The following is a 15206-nucleotide window of genomic DNA, read 5'->3' as shown; positions in this document are numbered from 1 at the left end:
CCGCCGTGCCGGCCGGTCCGCCCCCGGCTGCCGCACCCGCCCCGGCGCCGAGCGCGAGCGGGACGCCCGCCCCGACGCCGAGCCCGACCGTGAGCGGTGCGGCGCTCGTCGCGAGCCCGGGCCCGACGTCGTCCGCGTCGGTCGTGCGGTCCGAGGTCCTGAGCGCCGGCGCCGGGTCGGACGGCGCGCTGGCCATCACCGGGAGCAGCCTGCTGGTGCCCGTCCTCGGCGTCGGCACGGCCGCCCTCGCTGCGGGCGTCGTGCTGCGGTCGGTCCACCGTCGCGGGCGGCGCGCCCGCCCCGCGCACCGCCTGTAGGCCGGGACCCGCTCCCCGCCCGGGGCACCACGTCCGGGCACGATCGACGCACTCCCTCGGCAGGACCCCGCCGACGCCTGGCGCGGGTCAGGCGGCCGTGGGCTGCGAGCCGGGGTGCGCGCGGACGTGCACCGCGAGGACGGCGACGTCGTCGTCGGCGTGGCCGTCGAGCATGCGCCCGACGAGGTCGTCGACGCCGCACCCCAGGCCGTCCTCGTCGTCGAGGGACACCCCGGCGAGCGTCTCCGTGAGGGCCTCGCACAGCCTGGCCACCCCGTGCGACAGGTGCTCGCCGCGCCGCTCGACGAGCCCGTCGGTGTAGAGCAGCAGGACGCTGCCCGGCGCGAGCAGGACCTCGTGCTCGGCACGCTCGGTCCCCAGGCCGACCCCGAGGAGCAGCTCGTGACGGCCCACCTCGAGCGCGCGCGCGATCCCGTCGGGCGCCACGACGACGAGCGGGAGGTGGCCCGCGCTGGACCAGCGCAGCCGCCGCGCACCGGCGTCACCCGACGTGACCGACGCGTCGGCCGGGTCGAGGCGCGCGACGACGGCGGTCGCCATGGTGTCGACGCGCAGGCCCTGCATCGCCTCGTCGAGGTCGCGCAGGATCGTCGCAGGCGCGGCGCCCGACGTGTAGCCGATGCCGCGCAGCAGCGTGCGGACCTGGCTCATCGCCGCCGCGGCCTGCGTGTCGTGCCCGATGACGTCGCCGACGGCGAGCACGGTCGATCCGTCGCGCTGGAGGAACGCGTCGTACCAGTCGCCTCCGACCTGCGCGGCCTTCGACGCGGGCAGGTACCGGACGACGACGTGCAGGCCGTCGGGCTGGACGGGCGGGGAGAGCAGCGCCCGCTGCAGCGACTCGGCCATCTGCCGCTGCTCCTCGTAGAGCCGCGCGTTGTCGAGCGCGAGCCCTGCCCGGTCGGCGAGCTGCACGAGCATCGCCAGGTCGTCGCTGGTGAGGTCGCGCCGGCCCGCGTCGAGGAACAGCGTCATCGCGCCGACCGTGCGGCCGCGGGCGCGCAGCGGGATCGCGTACGCGTTCTGCGGCGCGAGCTCGCCGAGCACGGACCGGGCCTCGCCGACCGCGAGGACCTCGGAGATCGCGCGCGTCGCGTCAGGCACCGCGACGACCTCGCCGGTCCGCAGCGCCCGGTACAGGTACGACGACGGGTCGAGCGAGTTGAGCCGGAGCCGCGCGTACCGCGCGACCTTCTCGCGGCTCGCCGGGTCGCCGTGCCACGACGCGATGTCGCGCAGGTGGCGCTGGTCGCTCGACAGCGTGATGAGGCACCACGACGCGAGGCTCGGCACGAGGTGCCGGGCCAGCCGCGCGACGGCGTCCTCGGTGTCGAGCGTCGACGCGAGGTCGTCACCGACCTCCGCGAGCAGCCGCAGCCGCGCCTGGCCGACCTCCGCGCGCTGGCGGGCCCACTCGGCGGCCCGGCGCTCGGTCTCGGCCCGGTCGCGGGCGCGTCGCGCCTCGTCCTGGGACCGGCGGCGCTCCGTGCAGTCGGAGAAGTACACCGACAGCCCGTCCGTGCCGGGCCAGGCGCGCACCTCGTACCAGCGGTCGAGCGGCGCCGGGTAGTAGGCCTCGAACGTACGCGGCTCGCCGCTGCGGACCGCGCCCCGGTAGTTCTCCTCGAAGGCCGACCCGAGCGCGTCGGGGAACAGCTCCCAGACGACACCGCCGAGCAGCTCCGCGCGAGGCCGCGCGAGCAGCACCTCGGCCTCGGCGTTGACGTAGGCGAACCGCCACGCGTCGTCGAGCAGGAAGAACGCCGCGGACATGGTCTCGAGCACGCGCGAGATGCGGGCGTCGGCGTCGCGTCGGTCGGTCGTGTCGTACGCCGCCCCGAGGACGCGCACGGCCGTGCCGTCGGGCCCCCGGAGCGCCTTGCCGCGCGCCTGCACCCACCGCACCGTGCCGTCCGGGCGGACGACGCGGTACTCGGCGGCGTACTCGGCGCACGCGGCGATCGCGGTGCGCAGCGCCTCGGTCACGCGCCCGACGTCGTCGGGGTGCAGGACCGCCGCGAAGTGCTCGATCGTCCCGGCGAACTCCTCGCGCGGGATCCCGAAGATCGCGTGGAGCTGGTCGTCCCACTCGAGCCGTCCGCTCACGAGGTCCCAGTCGAACCCGCCGACCTCCCCCGCCGTGACGGCGAGCTGCCAGCGCACGCGCTCACCCTCGAGCGCGCGGGCGACGGCCTCGACACCGTCCGGGTGGACGACGCCGTCACGGCAGTCGACGGACGCCGCGGCGGCGTCGTCGTCGGCAGCGTCTCGGACGGGCACAGGCCCCCCTCGGCGGGCAGGTGGGTGCCGCGCGTCCGGACACCAGTCCGGTCAGCATAGGACGCCACAGGGTCGTGACCGGTGGTGACGCCGCGCTGCTAGCGTCCGGCCATGCGCCGCGCCACGCCGTCCGCCGCCGTCGCGGCCGGTGTCGCGCTGCTCCTGACGCTGGTCGGGTGCGGTCCGCGGCGTGCGGACGACGCGACGACGAGCCCGACGCCGTCGGCCTCCCCGACCGACGCGGTGTCGCCCGATCGGACGCCGTCCGCGCCCGCCGCACCCGACGCCGCGACGGTCCGCGCGCAGGGCGTCCCGCTCGTCTCCGGGCCGGTGGCGCTGACGCTCCTGACCGTCGCGCCGGCGACCGTGACGGTCGCGGCCGACGCCGACGGGAGCGCCCGCGCGACCGTCTCGCCCGGCACCGCGCTCGTCGCCGCACCCGCAGGGTGGTCGCTCACGGTGCCGGCCGACGGGTCCGTGCTCGTGACCGACGCCGCCGGGGTGCCGGTGGGCGGCGTGTCGGGCGGGGCTGCGGTGGCCGTCGCGCCGGACCTGGTGCGGGTGGACGGCGCTGCCGGGACCGACCTGTGGCTCGCGTCCGCGACGGTCGCGGCGCTCTCCTGGGGCGACCGGGAGGGCGGCGAGTCGCTCGGTGTCACGCCCACCGCCTGGGCGCGCGCGTCCGGCCTGGCCGCGCAGGACCTCACGTGGGCGCAGCTCGTCGCGCAGGAGCCGCGCGCCGACGCCCCGACGATGCACGACCAGCTGCTCTGCCACATGCTCGGGGCGCCGGACAAGGACCAGTGGAACCTCGAGCCGTGGCGGCCCGACGTGGACGCGTTCACGATGATCGCCGCGCGCTGCAACCCGGAGTAGGACCACGACGCGCGCAGGGCTTGCGTTCGAGCGCGCTCGAAGCGGCACGGTGTCGTCATGACCGATCTGCGACTGGCACTGGGCACCATCCCCCTCGGCACGACCGTGGACGAGCAGGACTCGTCCGCGATCCTCGACCGGTTCGTCGAGCTCGGCGGCACCCGGCTCGACACGGCCGACAACTACCCGTTCTGGCAGGACGGCTGCACGGGCGACGAGAGCGAGGCGACCATCGGCCGCTGGCTCGCCGCGCGCGGCAACCGCGACGCCGTCGTCCTCTCGACGAAGGTCGGTGCGCGTCCCCGCACACCGGGCGACCGGACGCTCGACGACGTCGAGGGCCTGTCCGCCGCCGCGATCCGCGCGGCCGTCGAGGGGTCGCTCAAGCGCCTCGGCACCGACCGGATCGACGTGTACTGGGCGCACGTCGAGGACCGTGCCGTCCCCCTGGAGGAGACGGTCGGCGCGTTCGGTGCGCTCGTCGCCGACGGCACCGTCGGGGTCCTCGGCGCGAGCAACCACGCCACCTGGCGCCTCGAGCGCGCACGTCGCACCGCGCGCGACCTGGGCGTCGCACCGTTCACGCAGGTGCAGCTCCGGCACACCTACCTGCAGCCGCGGCCCGGCGTCCGGTTGCCCGAGGGCGGGCACACGCTCGCGACCCCGGAGACGTTCGACTACCTCGCCGCCGAGGGCGACCTGACGCTCTGGGCCTACAACACCCTGATGTTCGGGGCCTACACCCGGCCGGACAAGCCGATGCAGGAGCTCTTCGAGCACCCCGGCACGACGGCGCGGCTCGCCGTCCTCCACGAGGTCGCGAGCGAGCTCGGGGTCTCGGCCAACCAGGTCGTGATCGCGTGGCTCGTCGCGCACGGCGTCGTGCCGATCGTCGGTGCGACGCGCGTCGAGCAGGTCGAGGAGGCCGTCGCGGGCGCACGCCTGACCCTCGACGACGACCTCGTCGCCCGCCTGGACGCCCCGGCCTGACGCCGACGCCACCGCCGGCCTCGTCGCGCCCGCCCGGCCTGTGCGTGCGCCACAGGCGCGCGCCGGGTGCGCCCGACCGGCGCTCGTGCCGCCGTCCAGCCCGCGGGAACAGCCTGGCCGCGCACCCCGGCCGCCCGTCATGCTCGGGTGGTCGGGGTGCCGACGGGAGGGAGCCCCGTGACCGAGACGCTGGCCGCACGCCTGGAGGCGCACCGGACCTGGCTGCGCACGTCGGGGGCCGAGGGCGCGCGCCTCGACCTCGGGTCCGACCCGTCGGCACCCGACCTCGCCGGGGCCGACCTGCGTGGGGCCGACCTTGCCGACGCGGACCTGTTCGGCGTGGACCTGCAGCGCACCGACCTCCGGGGCGCGGACCTGTCCGGTGCGCTCCTCGCGGGCGCGGACCTGCGCGGCGCCGACCTCACGCACGCGCGGCTCGGCAAGGCCGACCTGTCGGGCGTGTGCGCGATCGGCGCGCGCCTGCACCGGACGTGGCTGGTCCGCACCGACCTGACGGGCTCCGACCTCACGGACGCGGACCTCAGCGGCTCCTACCTGGTCCGGACCGACCTGGGCGGCGCGGACCTGCGCGGCGCCGACCTGTCCGACACGGACCTGCACGGCGTCCTCGTCGACGCCACGACGTGGGGCGGGACGACGGTCCGCGGGGCCGTCGGCAGCGTCGGACCCGTCGACGGGGTCGTCGACCTCGCCGGCGACGGCGGCACGGTCCAGCGCACCGTGCCCGAGCTCGTCGTGCTGCTGGCCACCGACGGCGCCGCGCTGTCGACCGTCACCGACGCGCCGGACGCGCCGCCCGCCTGGCGCGGCAGCATCGCCTGAGCACGACACGCGCACACCCCGGCGGAGCCGCGTGCTGGTCGCGACGTCCGACGCGGCGACGGCACCGGCACGCGGACGGGCCCCGGGCTGCGCCTCCACCGCGCGCCCGGGGCCCGTCGTCGTGCCGGGTCAGCGGGTGTGCTTCTCCGGGATCGGGGCGTCGCCCGACGCGCGCTGCGCGCGGTACCAGGCGCGGGCCTCGTCCTGACGCGTCTGCTCGGCGCCCGACGCGATGGGCGCGCGCAGGTGCGCCTGCTCGAAGCCGAACGCGTCGACGAGGTCCTGCGCGTGCGGCCGCAGGCGCGACACGAGCCGGTCGATGTACGACGTGACGGTCCGCGCGCGGCCGGCCGACAGGCGCCCGTTGACCAGGTACCAGGCGAGGTGCCGCTCGACGAGCGTGAGCCCGAACAGGTCGCGGACCCACGTGAGGACCTGCTTCGTGCCCGGGTCGTCGACGCGCGCGAGGGCCGCGGTGAACGACTCCCACTGGACGAGCTCGGCGTGCGCCCGCGCGGCCTCGACGATCGCGTGCTGCTGGCCGTTGAACAGCGCGGCGGACGTCGCGGCGTCGGCCCTCTGGGCCGGGCGCAGGGCCTGCGCGATCTCGGCGACCATCGTCTCGACCCGGTCGACGAGCAGCGCCCGCTGGGTGTCGGTCTCGCGGAGCTGGCCGGCGCTGCGGCGGACGTCGCCGACGTCGGCGATGGTCTGGATCGCGCGGTGCAGGGGCGTCCGGAACCGGGCGGCGTCGGACGCGCGCTCGGCGACGAGCTGCGCGACCTTGACCGCGTCGAGGTGCTTGAAGCCCTTGGCGTAGTCGGTGAGGAGCCGCTTGCCGACCAGCTGGTAGAGCACGGTGTTGTCGCCCTCGAACGTCACGTAGACGTCCATGTCGGCGCGCAGGCTGGTCAGCCGGTTCTCGGTGAGGAAGCCCGCACCGCCGCACGCCTCGCGGCACGTCTGGAGCGTCTTGAGGGCGAACCAGGTCGACGTCGGCTTGAGCGCGGCGGCCAGCGTCTCGAGGTCCTCGCGCGTCTCCGGGGTGTCGTTGCGGCCCGAGAAGACGTCGTCGAACGCGGCGAGCAGGTCCTCGTGCGCGAACCCGGCGGCGTACGTCTCGGCGAGCAGCGGCAGGAGACGCCGCTGGTGCTCGGCGTAGTCGAGCAGCACGACCTCGTCGTTCCCGGCGCCCGCGAACTGGCGGCGCTGGTTGCCGTAGGTGATCGCGATCGTCAGGCCGAGGCGCGACGCGGTGACGGCGGCGCCGTCGAGCGACACGCGGCCCTGGACGAGCGTGCCGAGCATCGTGAAGAACCGGCGGCCCGGGCTCGCGATCGGCGAGGAGTAGGTGCCGTCGGCGTCGACGTCGCCGTAGCGGTTGAGCAGGTTGACGCGCGGGACGCGCACGTGGTCGAACCACAGCCGGCCGTTGTCGATGCCGTTCAGCCCGCCCTTGAGCCCGTCGTCCTCGCCGCCGACGCCCGGCAGGAACTCCATGGTCTGCGGGTCGCGGATCGGGACGTAGAACGCGTGCACGCCGTGGTCGACGCGCGGCTTGCCCGCGGGCGAGGTGATGAGGCGGGCGAACACGACGGCCGCGGTGCCGTGCTGGCCCGCGTTGCCGAGGTAGTCCTTCCACGCCGCACGGAACGGCGTGTGGATGACGAACTCCTCGGTCTCGACATCGAAGGTCGCGGTCGTGCCGATCGCGGCGACGTCCGACCCGTGGCCGGTCTCGGTCATCGCGAACGCACCCGGGACCGCGACGGACAGCGCGTCGGCGAGGAACTGGTCGTGGCTGCGCTCGGTGCCGAGGTGGTAGATCGCGGACGCGAACAGCCCCCACTGCACGCCGGACTTGATCTGCAGCGACGGGTCGGCGTGGCCGAGCTCCTCGAACCGGGCGAGGAACCCGCCGTGGTCCTCCGCGCCGCCGAACCGCACGGGGAACGACCGGTGCACGTCGCCCTCGGCGGCGAGCAGCCGCAGCTGGCCGAGCACCCGGTCGCGGTGCTCGGCCAGCGGCAGGCCCTCGATGCGGTGGAACCGCTCGTCGGCCATGAGCCGGCGCGCGCCCAGTCGCAGCTCGGGGTAGTGCCCGAGCAGCAGGTGCGCGAGGTGCTCGACGTCCAGGCGGACGTCGGCGTCGAGCCGGGGGTCGCCCTGCTCGGTCTCCGCCGGGGTCGGGCGGGGGGTGGTCGTCGTCATCGGGACTCCTCCGGGTCTGCGGGCTGCGTCGCGTCAGGGTGGGGTGCGTCGGGTCGGGTGCGGTCGCGGGCGAGCAGGCCGACGGGTCCGGCCCAGAGCCAGGCGGCGACCTGGGCGGTGAGGGCCTCGCGGTCGGGGGCGCCGGGCTGGTCGCGGTGCGCGAGCCACCACTCCCCCGCGCCGCGGACGAAGCCGACGGCGCCGGCGGCCCAGGCCTCGGCGAGCGCGACGCGGGCGGCCTCGTCGTCGTCGACGGGGGCGGTCTCGTCGGGGGCGGCCTCGGGACGGCGGGCGGTGCGGCGGCCGTCGGGCTGCTCCTGCGTGAGGCCGCGCGCGAAGGGGGCGGCGACGAGCGCGGTGACGGAGTCGAGGAAGTGGCCGAGCGGGCCGCCGGACTCCACGGAGCCGTCGCGCGTCACGAACGCGTAGACGTTCGGCGAGGACTCGATCATCTCGAGGTAGACCGCGACCATCGCCCGCAGGCCCTCGCGGGGCGTCGGCGAGACGCGCAGGACGCCTTCGAGCGCGCCCTGGATCTGCAGCACGACGGCCTCGGCGACGGCGATCTGCAGGCCGGTCTTGTCGGTGAAGTAGCGGTAGACGATCGACTTCGAGGTGGCGGCCGCGGCCGCGATCTCCTCCATCGACACGTCCGGGCCGTGGTGGTGGACGGTGCGGCGGGCGATGCGGACGAGCTCGGCGCGGCGGGCCTCGCGGTGGTCCGCCCAGCGGGTCGAGCGGCCGTCGACGGGCAGGTCGTGCGCGTCGGGCAGGGCGCGGTCGCCCGGCGGCGGGGTTCCGGCGTCGGGGCGCAGGAGCGTGGGTGGCGTCGTCGTCGACGGCCCTCGTGTGATGGGGCTCACGAAACCGAAGGTATCAGGTACTGTGGGTTTCGGACACCACTTCGGGACGTAGGTCCCTCGCGCACCGGCCGAGGGCCGTCCGAGCTCGAGCGACGATGCGAGAGGAACCAAGCCGTGGCCCCCTCCCCCCGCAAGACCCCTGCGGACACGCCGACGACACCCGGGACGCGCCGCGCGCTCGTGCTCGGCGGCAACCGGATCCCGTTCGCCCGCGCCGGCGGCGCGTACGCCCACGCGAGCAACCAGGACATGCTGACCGCCGCGCTCGACGGGCTCGTCGCGCGGTACGGGCTGCAGGGCGAGCGCATCGGCGAGGTCGCGGCCGGCGCGGTGCTCAAGCACTCGCGCGACTTCAACCTCACCCGTGAGGCCGTGCTCGGCTCCGCGCTCGCGCCGACGACACCCGCGTACGACGTGCAGCAGGCCTGCGCGACCGGGCTCGAGTCCGTCGTCGGGCTCGCCAACAAGATCCGGCTCGGCCAGCTCGACTCCGGCATCGCGGGCGGCGTCGACACGACGTCCGACGCGCCCATCGCCGTGAGCGACCGGCTGCGCCGCACGCTGCTCGACCTGTCCCGCGCGCGGTCCGTCGGGCAGCGCCTCGCCGTCGCGTCGCGCATCCGCCCGAAGGACCTCGCGCCCGCCGCACCCCGCACCGACGAGCCGCGCACCGGCCTGTCGATGGGCGAGCACCAGGCTCTGACGACCGCGCAGTGGGGCATCACGCGCGAGGCGCAGGACGAGGTCGCCTTCGCGTCGCACCAGCGGCTCGCCGCCGCGTGGGCCGACGGGTTCTTCGACGACCTCGTCACGCCGTTCCGCGGGCAGACGACCGACGGCAACCTGCGCGCCGACACCTCCCTCGAGAAGCTCGCGAAGCTCAAGCCGGTGTTCGGGCTCGGGCTCGACACGCCCGCGACCATGACGGCCGGGAACTCCACGCCGCTCACCGACGGCGCGTCCACCGTCCTGCTCGGCTCCGACGAGTGGGCCGCCGCGCACGACCTCACGCCGCTCGCGGTCGTCGTCGACGCCGAGGCCGCCGCGGTCGACTTCGTGCACGGCGTCGACGGGCTGCTCATGGCACCCGTGTTCGCGGTGCCGCGCCTGCTCGCCCGCAACGGGCTGACGCTCGACGACCTCGACTACGTCGAGATCCACGAGGCGTTCGCGTCGACCGTCCTCACGACGCTCGCCGCGTGGGAGTCCGCGCAGTTCGGCAAGGAGCGGCTCGGGCTCGACGGGGCGTTCGGGTCCGTCGACCGGGCGAGGCTCAACGTGCACGGCTCGTCGCTGGCCGCGGGCCACCCGTTCGCCGCGACCGGCGGCCGGATCGTCGCCACGATCAGCAAGGAGCTGCACCGCCGCCAGCAGGCCGAGGGCCGCCCGGTGCGCGCCCTGGTGTCCGTGTGCGCGGCCGGCGGGCTCGGCCTCACCGCGATCCTCGAGGCGGCGTGACCATGACCGACACCTACCTCAACCTCGTCAACAGCGGCGTCACGAAGAAGATCGCGAAGCAGCTCGGCCTCCCCCAGCCGACGCCGCTGCGCCGCCACCGCCCCGGCGCACCGCTCGTCGACGGACCCGTCCTCGTGCTCGGCCGCGACGGTGACGGCGACGCGCTCGCCGCGGTGCTGTCCGGGCCCGCGGGCGGCGCTCCCGGCGCGACGGTCCTCGACGGCTGGGACCTCGAGGTGCACCGGCACGCCCACCCCGACACCCGCTACGCGGCTGTCGTCCTCGTCCTCACGGGCGTGACCCACCCCGACCAGCTCGCCGAGCCCGTGCTCGCGGCGGCCGGCACCCTCAAGGGGCTCGCGCGCGGCGGTCGGGTCGTCACCGTCTCGCGCGAGGCGGGCGTCGACGACGCCCCCGCCCTCGCGGCGGCCCGGCAGGGCGTCGACGGGCTGCTGCGGTCGCTCGCGAAGGAGCTGCGCGGCGGCGCGACCGGCAACGGTGTCGTGCTGCGCGAGGGCGTGCCCGTGACCGCGCCCTCGGTGCTCGGTGCGCTGCGGTTCTTCCTGTCCGCCCGGTCCGCGTTCGTCGACGGGCAGCTGCTGACGGTCGCCTCCGACGCGGGCGCGCTGCCGGCGTCGTGGGAGACGCCGCTCGACGGGCGTGTCGCGGTCGTGACCGGGGCCGCGCGCGGCATCGGCAAGGCGATCGCGCAGACGCTGGCCCGGGACGGCGCGACCGTCGTCGCGGTCGACGTCCCCGCTGCGGGCGAGCAGCTCGCGGCCGTCGCCAACGAGATCCACGGCACCGCGCTCCAGCTCGACGTCACCGCCGACGACGCCGGTGCGCGCATCCTCGCGCACGCCCTCCAGCGGCACGGGCGGCTCGACGTCGTCGTGCACAACGCCGGGATCACGCGCGACAAGCTGCTCGCCAACATGACCCCCGACAAGTGGGAGTCCGTGCTGGCCGTGAACATCGCGAGCCAGCTGCGGATCAACGAGGCGCTGCTCACGTCGGGCGACTTCGCCGACGCGCCCCGCATCGTGTCGCTCGCGTCGACGTCGGGCATCGCGGGCAACCGCGGGCAGACCAACTACGCGGCGTCGAAGGGTGGCGTCATCGGCATGGTCCGCGCGACCGCACCGCTGCTCGTCCCGTTCGGCGGCACCGCCAACGCGGTCGCGCCCGGCTTCATCGAGACCGAGATGACCGCGCGCATCCCCGCCGTCACACGGCAGGTCGCCCGACGGCTCAACTCGCTCCAGCAGGGCGGGCTCCCCGTCGACGTCGCCGAGGCCGTCGCGTTCCTCGCGTCGCCCGCGGCCGGCGGGGTCGTCGGCGAGACGCTGCGCGTCTGCGGGCAGAACCTGGTGGGCCGGTGACCACAGTCGTCCTGCCCGCCGTCCCCTCCCTCGGCGGGCTCTACGCGCGCGGCGCGGCGGCGACCGGCCGACTGGCCGTGGCACGTCGCGTCGGCCGCGCGCCGACCGACCTGCCCGACGTGGTGCACGAGGTGCGCGGCGTGCGCGCCGACGCCGACCACCTGACGGAGTACCAGCACCTCGTCGGGGAGTCCGCGTCCGACCGGCTGCCCGCCGGGTTCGTGCACGTCCTCGCGTTCCCCGTCGCGTTCGCCGTCATGGTGCGGCCCGACTTCCCGCTGCCGCTGCTCGGGCTCGTGCACGTCGCGAACCGGGTCACGCAGCACGCGCCCGTCGGACTCGGTGATGCGCTCGACGTCCGCGCCTGGGCCGAAGGGCTGCGGCCGCACCGGGCCGGCACGACCGTCGACCTCGTCGCGGAGGTCCGCGTCGGCGACGCGCTCGTCTGGCGGGGTGTCTCGACGTACCTCGCGAAGGGCGTGCGGCTCGCGGGCCGACCGACCGACGAGGGGGCGCGGTCCGACTTCGTCGCGCCGCAGCCGACCGGGCGCTGGAGGCTCGCCGCCGACACCGGCCGCCGCTACGCGGCCGTGTCCGGCGACCACAACCCGATCCACCTGTCCGCGGTCTCCGCCAAGGCCCTCGGGTTCCCGCGGGCCATCGCGCACGGCATGTACACCGCGGCCCGCGCGCTGGCCGACGTCGGCGCGTCGCGCGGCGACGCGTTCACGTGGTCCGTCGAGTTCGCCAAGCCCGCGCTGCTGCCCGGGACGGTCACCGTCCGCGTCGCACCCGACGGTGACGGCTCCACCACGTTCGCCGGCTGGGACGCCCGCACCGGCAAGCCGTACCTCACGGGCACGGTCGTCCCGCTCTGACCTCGTCCGCTGCGCGGCCGGGCGGCCCGTGAGGCGTCGCCCGGTCCGTCAGTGGTCGACGTCCTCGCCGAGGTCCGAGCGCAGCGGCGTCGACTCGTCGAGGATCCGCTCCAGCCGGCGCGCGCACCGCAGCCGGACCAGGCCGACGAACGCGAGCGTCATCGCGACCGTCACGACCGCGCCCTTCCCCGTCACCGACGGGACGCGCGCGAGCGCCATCACCGCCGGCAGGCACATGACCAGCGCGGCGTAGCCGACCATCCAGTGCCGGTCACGACGCAGGGACAGCTCACCTCGCAGGCTCAGGTGCGGTTCGCGGTTCATGCCTGATCCATCGGCGGCCAGGACCGTGGCTGTGAGTGCTCTCGCGGGTGAGTCGCCCGGGCGGCCGAGGCGGGTCGCTCAGGGGCGACGCGGTCGATGTCCCGACCCCTCGCGGTGGTGGAGCACCCGCAGCGTCGCGTCGATATCGAAGGCCCCGCACGAGCAGTAGCGGCCGATCGGCGGCGAAGCAGTCGCGGGCGGCTAGGCGACCGGGAACGCCGCGGCGAGACCGCGGTGCAGGCGGTCGATCTGCTCGTCGGTCAGGGGACCGTCACGGTTGAGCAGCTGGGCGAGCTTCTTCGGCCAGAGGACGTCGACGTCGTCGAGCGCGAACGCCCCGCCGATGAGCGGCCAGTCGGCGTCGACGAAGCACAGCTGACCCCGCACCCGCACGTCGGGCTGGACCTCCGCGAGCGCCGTGCGGACCAGGTCGACCTGCTTCTGCACGCCGGTGAGGAGCTTGGTGCAGTCCCGGCCGCCGACGGTCAGCGTCGCGGTGCGCGGACGGAGGATGCCGCCCTGCACGCGCAGGTCCGGCCGACCCTTGTACCGCTTGGCGTCGATCACGTACACGCCCGTCGGCGCCACCGCGATGTGGTCGATGTTCGCGCGCGTCCGCGGGATCCGGCGGTCGTGCAGCACGCGCACGCGCTCGTTCGCCCACGTGTCGAGGCTCCGCGCGACGACCCGCTCGCCCGCCGCGCCGGAGCTCCACGCGCGCGTGCTCTGCGGGTCGTCGGACAGCGCCAGGATCAGCCCGCCGAGACGCGGGTGCGCCGCACGCACGCGCTGCTCCCGCTGGGCGGCACGCCGCTCGAACTCACGTGCGGCCGAGGCGCCGGCACGCCCGATCTCCACGACCGCCGCGGTCGCGTCGGCCGCCGGGGATGCGCCGACCGGTGGGGATGCGCCGACCGGTGGTGCGTCGGCCGGTGGGACCGGGTCGAGCACCGGCGTCGCGTCGGCGTTCAGGGATGCGTCGACCGAGTCGTCGCGACACTCGATGCAGCGGACGGACTTCGTCGACCGCTCGTAGACCGCGACAGTGCCCGCGTCCAGGCGGCAACCGCACAGCCGGCAGTCACCGGCGTAGCGCAGCCGCATCGTCTTGTCGCCGGTCCCGCTCGCCTGCGTGCTCACACGGCTCCATCGGCACGTCCCGGCCGGCGGATGACCTGTCGGCCTCACGGCTGGAGGCGGGTGGGCTCCCACGTCGTGCCGGTGCGGACGTACTGGAGGCGGCGGTGGAGGCGGTCGGGGCTGCCGTACCAGAGCTCGACGGCGTCGGGGACGACGCGGTAGGCGACCCAGTCGGCCGGCCGCTCGACGGGTCCGTCCGCGGCGGCGAGGCGCGCGGCCTCGGCGCGCAGGCCGGGCTCCGAGGTCAGCGGGCGGCTCTGCCGGGACGCGGCGGTCGCGGCCTGCGCGTCGCGCGTCCGCCGGGCGAACAGGGCGTCGGCGACGTCGTCGGGCAGGACCTCGACCGACCCGGTGACGTTGACCTGCTGGAGCGTCTCGCGCCAGTACACGGTGAGGGCGGCGCGCGGTCGGGCGGCGAGGTGGCGGCCCTTGCGGCTCGTCGTCGAGCTGCCGAAGACGAGGCCCTGCTCGTCGACGGTCTTGAGCAGGACGGTGCGGGTGCGCGGGTCGCCGCGCTCGTCGACGGTGGCCAGGGTCGCGGCGAACGGCTCGCGCAGGCCGCGCTCGCGCGCGGCGTCGAACCACGCGCGCACCAGGGGCATCGGCTCGTGGGGCGGGTTGTCGAACTCCGGGAGGACGAGCGTCGTGTCGCCCGACAGCGTCGCGTCGCGGGGCTCCTGCGCTGGGTCCATGCGCTCACCCAAGCACAGGGCGACGTGGCCCGGCTCGCGGTGGCGCGGGCGTCTACCCGGAGCGCGCAGGCGTGCGGACGTCGTCGCCGCCGGGGGTGTCGCCCGACTCGGCGGCCGCGTTGGCGGGGCTCGTCGCGAGCGCCACGCAGCCGACGAGCGCGACGGCGAGCGCGGCCGCGGCGGGGACTGCCCACCCGTCGCGCACGAAGTCGCCGAGGACCGTCAGGCCGACGACGCCGGGGACGACGACCTCGATGACGGAGACGATCGCGGCCGCAGTCCCGACGGACCCGCGCTCGAGCGCGCGGAGGTAGGCGAGGGCGCCCGCGACGCCGCCGACGACGATCGGGATCGCGAGCGGCTGGAGGACCGTGTCGAGCAGGTCGCCGTCGGCGTGCGCGGCGCGCGCCGCGATCGCGGCGATCGAGTAGCCGAGGCCGCCCAGGACGGCGAGCAGCACGGGCGGCCCGGACCGGTAGGCCGCGAGGGTGGCGACCGCGACGACGCCTGCGGCGGTGATCGTCAGGCCGACGAACCCGTCGGGCGGGTGAACCGCGGGCTGCTCACCCCCGGCGGCGGCGACCACGACGAGCGCGGCGACGACCGCGACGACCGCGGCGACGTCGAGACGACGCATCGTCGCGTGCAGGACGACCCGCGCGAGCAGCACGACGACCACGAGCGACGCGGCGATCACGGCCTGCACGACGAACAGCGGCAGGTGGTCGAGGGCCGCGAGCGACAGCAGCCAGGCGAGGCCGTCGAGGACGAACGCCGCGACGACCAGCGGCTGCAGGACGGCGCCCAGGCCCCGCGCCCGGCGTGCGCCGACCGCCTGCATGATCGTGCTGATGCCGTAGCCGATCGACGACGCGACCGCGGCGAGCAGAGACCCGATCACGCCAGCCGCCCCGCGCGAGGGCCGGACCCG

General features: G+C 75.9%; 13 protein-coding genes and 1 pseudogene. 7 read left to right on the top strand and 7 right to left on the bottom strand.

Features of this window, described 5'->3' with window-relative positions; translation table 11 throughout:
* Window positions 1-317: pseudogene (locus tag CTKZ_RS07335) on the top strand (hypothetical protein); the annotation flags it as partial.
* Window positions 318-404: 87 nt separating this feature from the next.
* Here CTKZ_RS07335 and CTKZ_RS07330 read toward each other — a convergent pair.
* Entirely contained in the window at window positions 405-2618 is a 2214-nt protein-coding gene (locus CTKZ_RS07330) for a SpoIIE family protein phosphatase (RefSeq protein ID WP_124342342.1), read from the bottom strand.
* A gap of 111 nt (window positions 2619-2729) precedes the next feature.
* Here CTKZ_RS07330 and CTKZ_RS07325 point away from each other — a divergent pair, with 111 nt between their 5' ends.
* The 3 genes from CTKZ_RS07325 to CTKZ_RS07315 all read left to right on the top strand — a co-directional run bounded on the left by CTKZ_RS07325 (window position 2730) and on the right by CTKZ_RS07315 (window position 5327).
* On the top strand, window positions 2730-3494 hold the full coding sequence (locus CTKZ_RS07325; RefSeq protein WP_124342341.1) for a DUF2599 domain-containing protein: 765 nt from the start codon (window positions 2730-2732) through the stop codon (window positions 3492-3494).
* 57 nt (window positions 3495-3551) lie between these two features.
* Window positions 3552-4484: an aldo/keto reductase gene (locus tag CTKZ_RS07320; RefSeq protein ID WP_124342340.1), complete on the top strand. Its 933-nt coding sequence runs from the start codon at window positions 3552-3554 to the stop codon at window positions 4482-4484.
* A gap of 177 nt (window positions 4485-4661) precedes the next feature.
* The gene (locus CTKZ_RS07315) at window positions 4662-5327 is read left to right on the top strand and encodes a pentapeptide repeat-containing protein (RefSeq protein ID WP_160142851.1); all 666 of its coding nucleotides are present in this window, start codon (window positions 4662-4664) and stop codon (window positions 5325-5327) included.
* Window positions 5328-5456: 129 nt separating this feature from the next.
* Here the strand turns inward: CTKZ_RS07315 and CTKZ_RS07310 are convergent, their stop codons facing one another.
* Window positions 5457-7538, bottom strand: coding sequence for an acyl-CoA dehydrogenase family protein (locus CTKZ_RS07310; RefSeq protein ID WP_124342338.1), 2082 nt, complete (start codon window positions 7536-7538; stop codon window positions 5457-5459).
* Entirely contained in the window at window positions 7535-8401 is an 867-nt protein-coding gene (locus CTKZ_RS07305; RefSeq protein ID WP_124342337.1) for a TetR/AcrR family transcriptional regulator, read from the bottom strand. The genes CTKZ_RS07310 and CTKZ_RS07305 overlap by 4 nt, the downstream gene beginning before the upstream one ends.
* Before the next feature lie 114 nt (window positions 8402-8515).
* Between CTKZ_RS07305 and CTKZ_RS07300 the strand changes: the two genes are divergently transcribed.
* The 3 genes from CTKZ_RS07300 to CTKZ_RS07290 are packed head-to-tail and all read left to right on the top strand — an operon-like array spanning window position 8516 to window position 12119.
* A complete protein-coding gene (locus CTKZ_RS07300) occupies window positions 8516-9859 on the top strand; it encodes an acetyl-CoA C-acetyltransferase (protein ID WP_124342336.1) in 1344 nt (447 codons plus the stop codon).
* 2 nt (window positions 9860-9861) lie between these two features.
* Window positions 9862-11241, top strand: coding sequence for a 3-oxoacyl-ACP reductase (locus tag CTKZ_RS07295; protein ID WP_124342335.1), 1380 nt, complete (start codon window positions 9862-9864; stop codon window positions 11239-11241).
* Window positions 11238-12119 carry a MaoC/PaaZ C-terminal domain-containing protein gene (locus CTKZ_RS07290; protein WP_124342334.1) on the top strand — a complete coding sequence of 294 codons (882 nt, stop codon included), beginning with the start codon at window positions 11238-11240 and terminating at the stop codon, window positions 12117-12119. The genes CTKZ_RS07295 and CTKZ_RS07290 overlap by 4 nt, the downstream gene beginning before the upstream one ends.
* 48 nt (window positions 12120-12167) lie before the next feature.
* Here CTKZ_RS07290 and CTKZ_RS07285 read toward each other — a convergent pair whose 3' ends face one another.
* The 4 genes from CTKZ_RS07285 to CTKZ_RS07270 all read right to left on the bottom strand — a co-directional run bounded on the left by CTKZ_RS07285 (window position 12168) and on the right by CTKZ_RS07270 (window position 15176).
* Window positions 12168-12443, bottom strand: a complete 276-nt coding sequence (locus CTKZ_RS07285; RefSeq protein WP_124342333.1) for a hypothetical protein — start codon at window positions 12441-12443, stop codon at window positions 12168-12170.
* Window positions 12444-12644: 201 nt separating this feature from the next.
* A complete protein-coding gene (locus tag CTKZ_RS07280) occupies window positions 12645-13583 on the bottom strand; it encodes a nuclease-related domain-containing protein (protein ID WP_235843388.1) in 939 nt (312 codons plus the stop codon).
* A 44-nt stretch (window positions 13584-13627) separates the two neighbouring features.
* Window positions 13628-14275: a pyridoxal 5'-phosphate synthase gene (locus CTKZ_RS07275; RefSeq protein ID WP_124342332.1), complete on the bottom strand. Its 648-nt coding sequence runs from the start codon at window positions 14273-14275 to the stop codon at window positions 13628-13630.
* A 52-nt stretch (window positions 14276-14327) separates the two neighbouring features.
* Window positions 14328-15176: a hypothetical protein gene (locus CTKZ_RS07270; protein ID WP_124342331.1), complete on the bottom strand. Its 849-nt coding sequence runs from the start codon at window positions 15174-15176 to the stop codon at window positions 14328-14330.
* Between the last annotated feature and the right edge of the window lie 30 nt (window positions 15177-15206).

It is taken from the genome of Cellulomonas algicola (assembly GCF_003851725.1).
Lineage (GTDB): Bacteria > Actinomycetota > Actinomycetes > Actinomycetales > Cellulomonadaceae > Cellulomonas > Cellulomonas algicola.
This window is presented reverse-complemented; position numbering and strand designations above follow the sequence as displayed.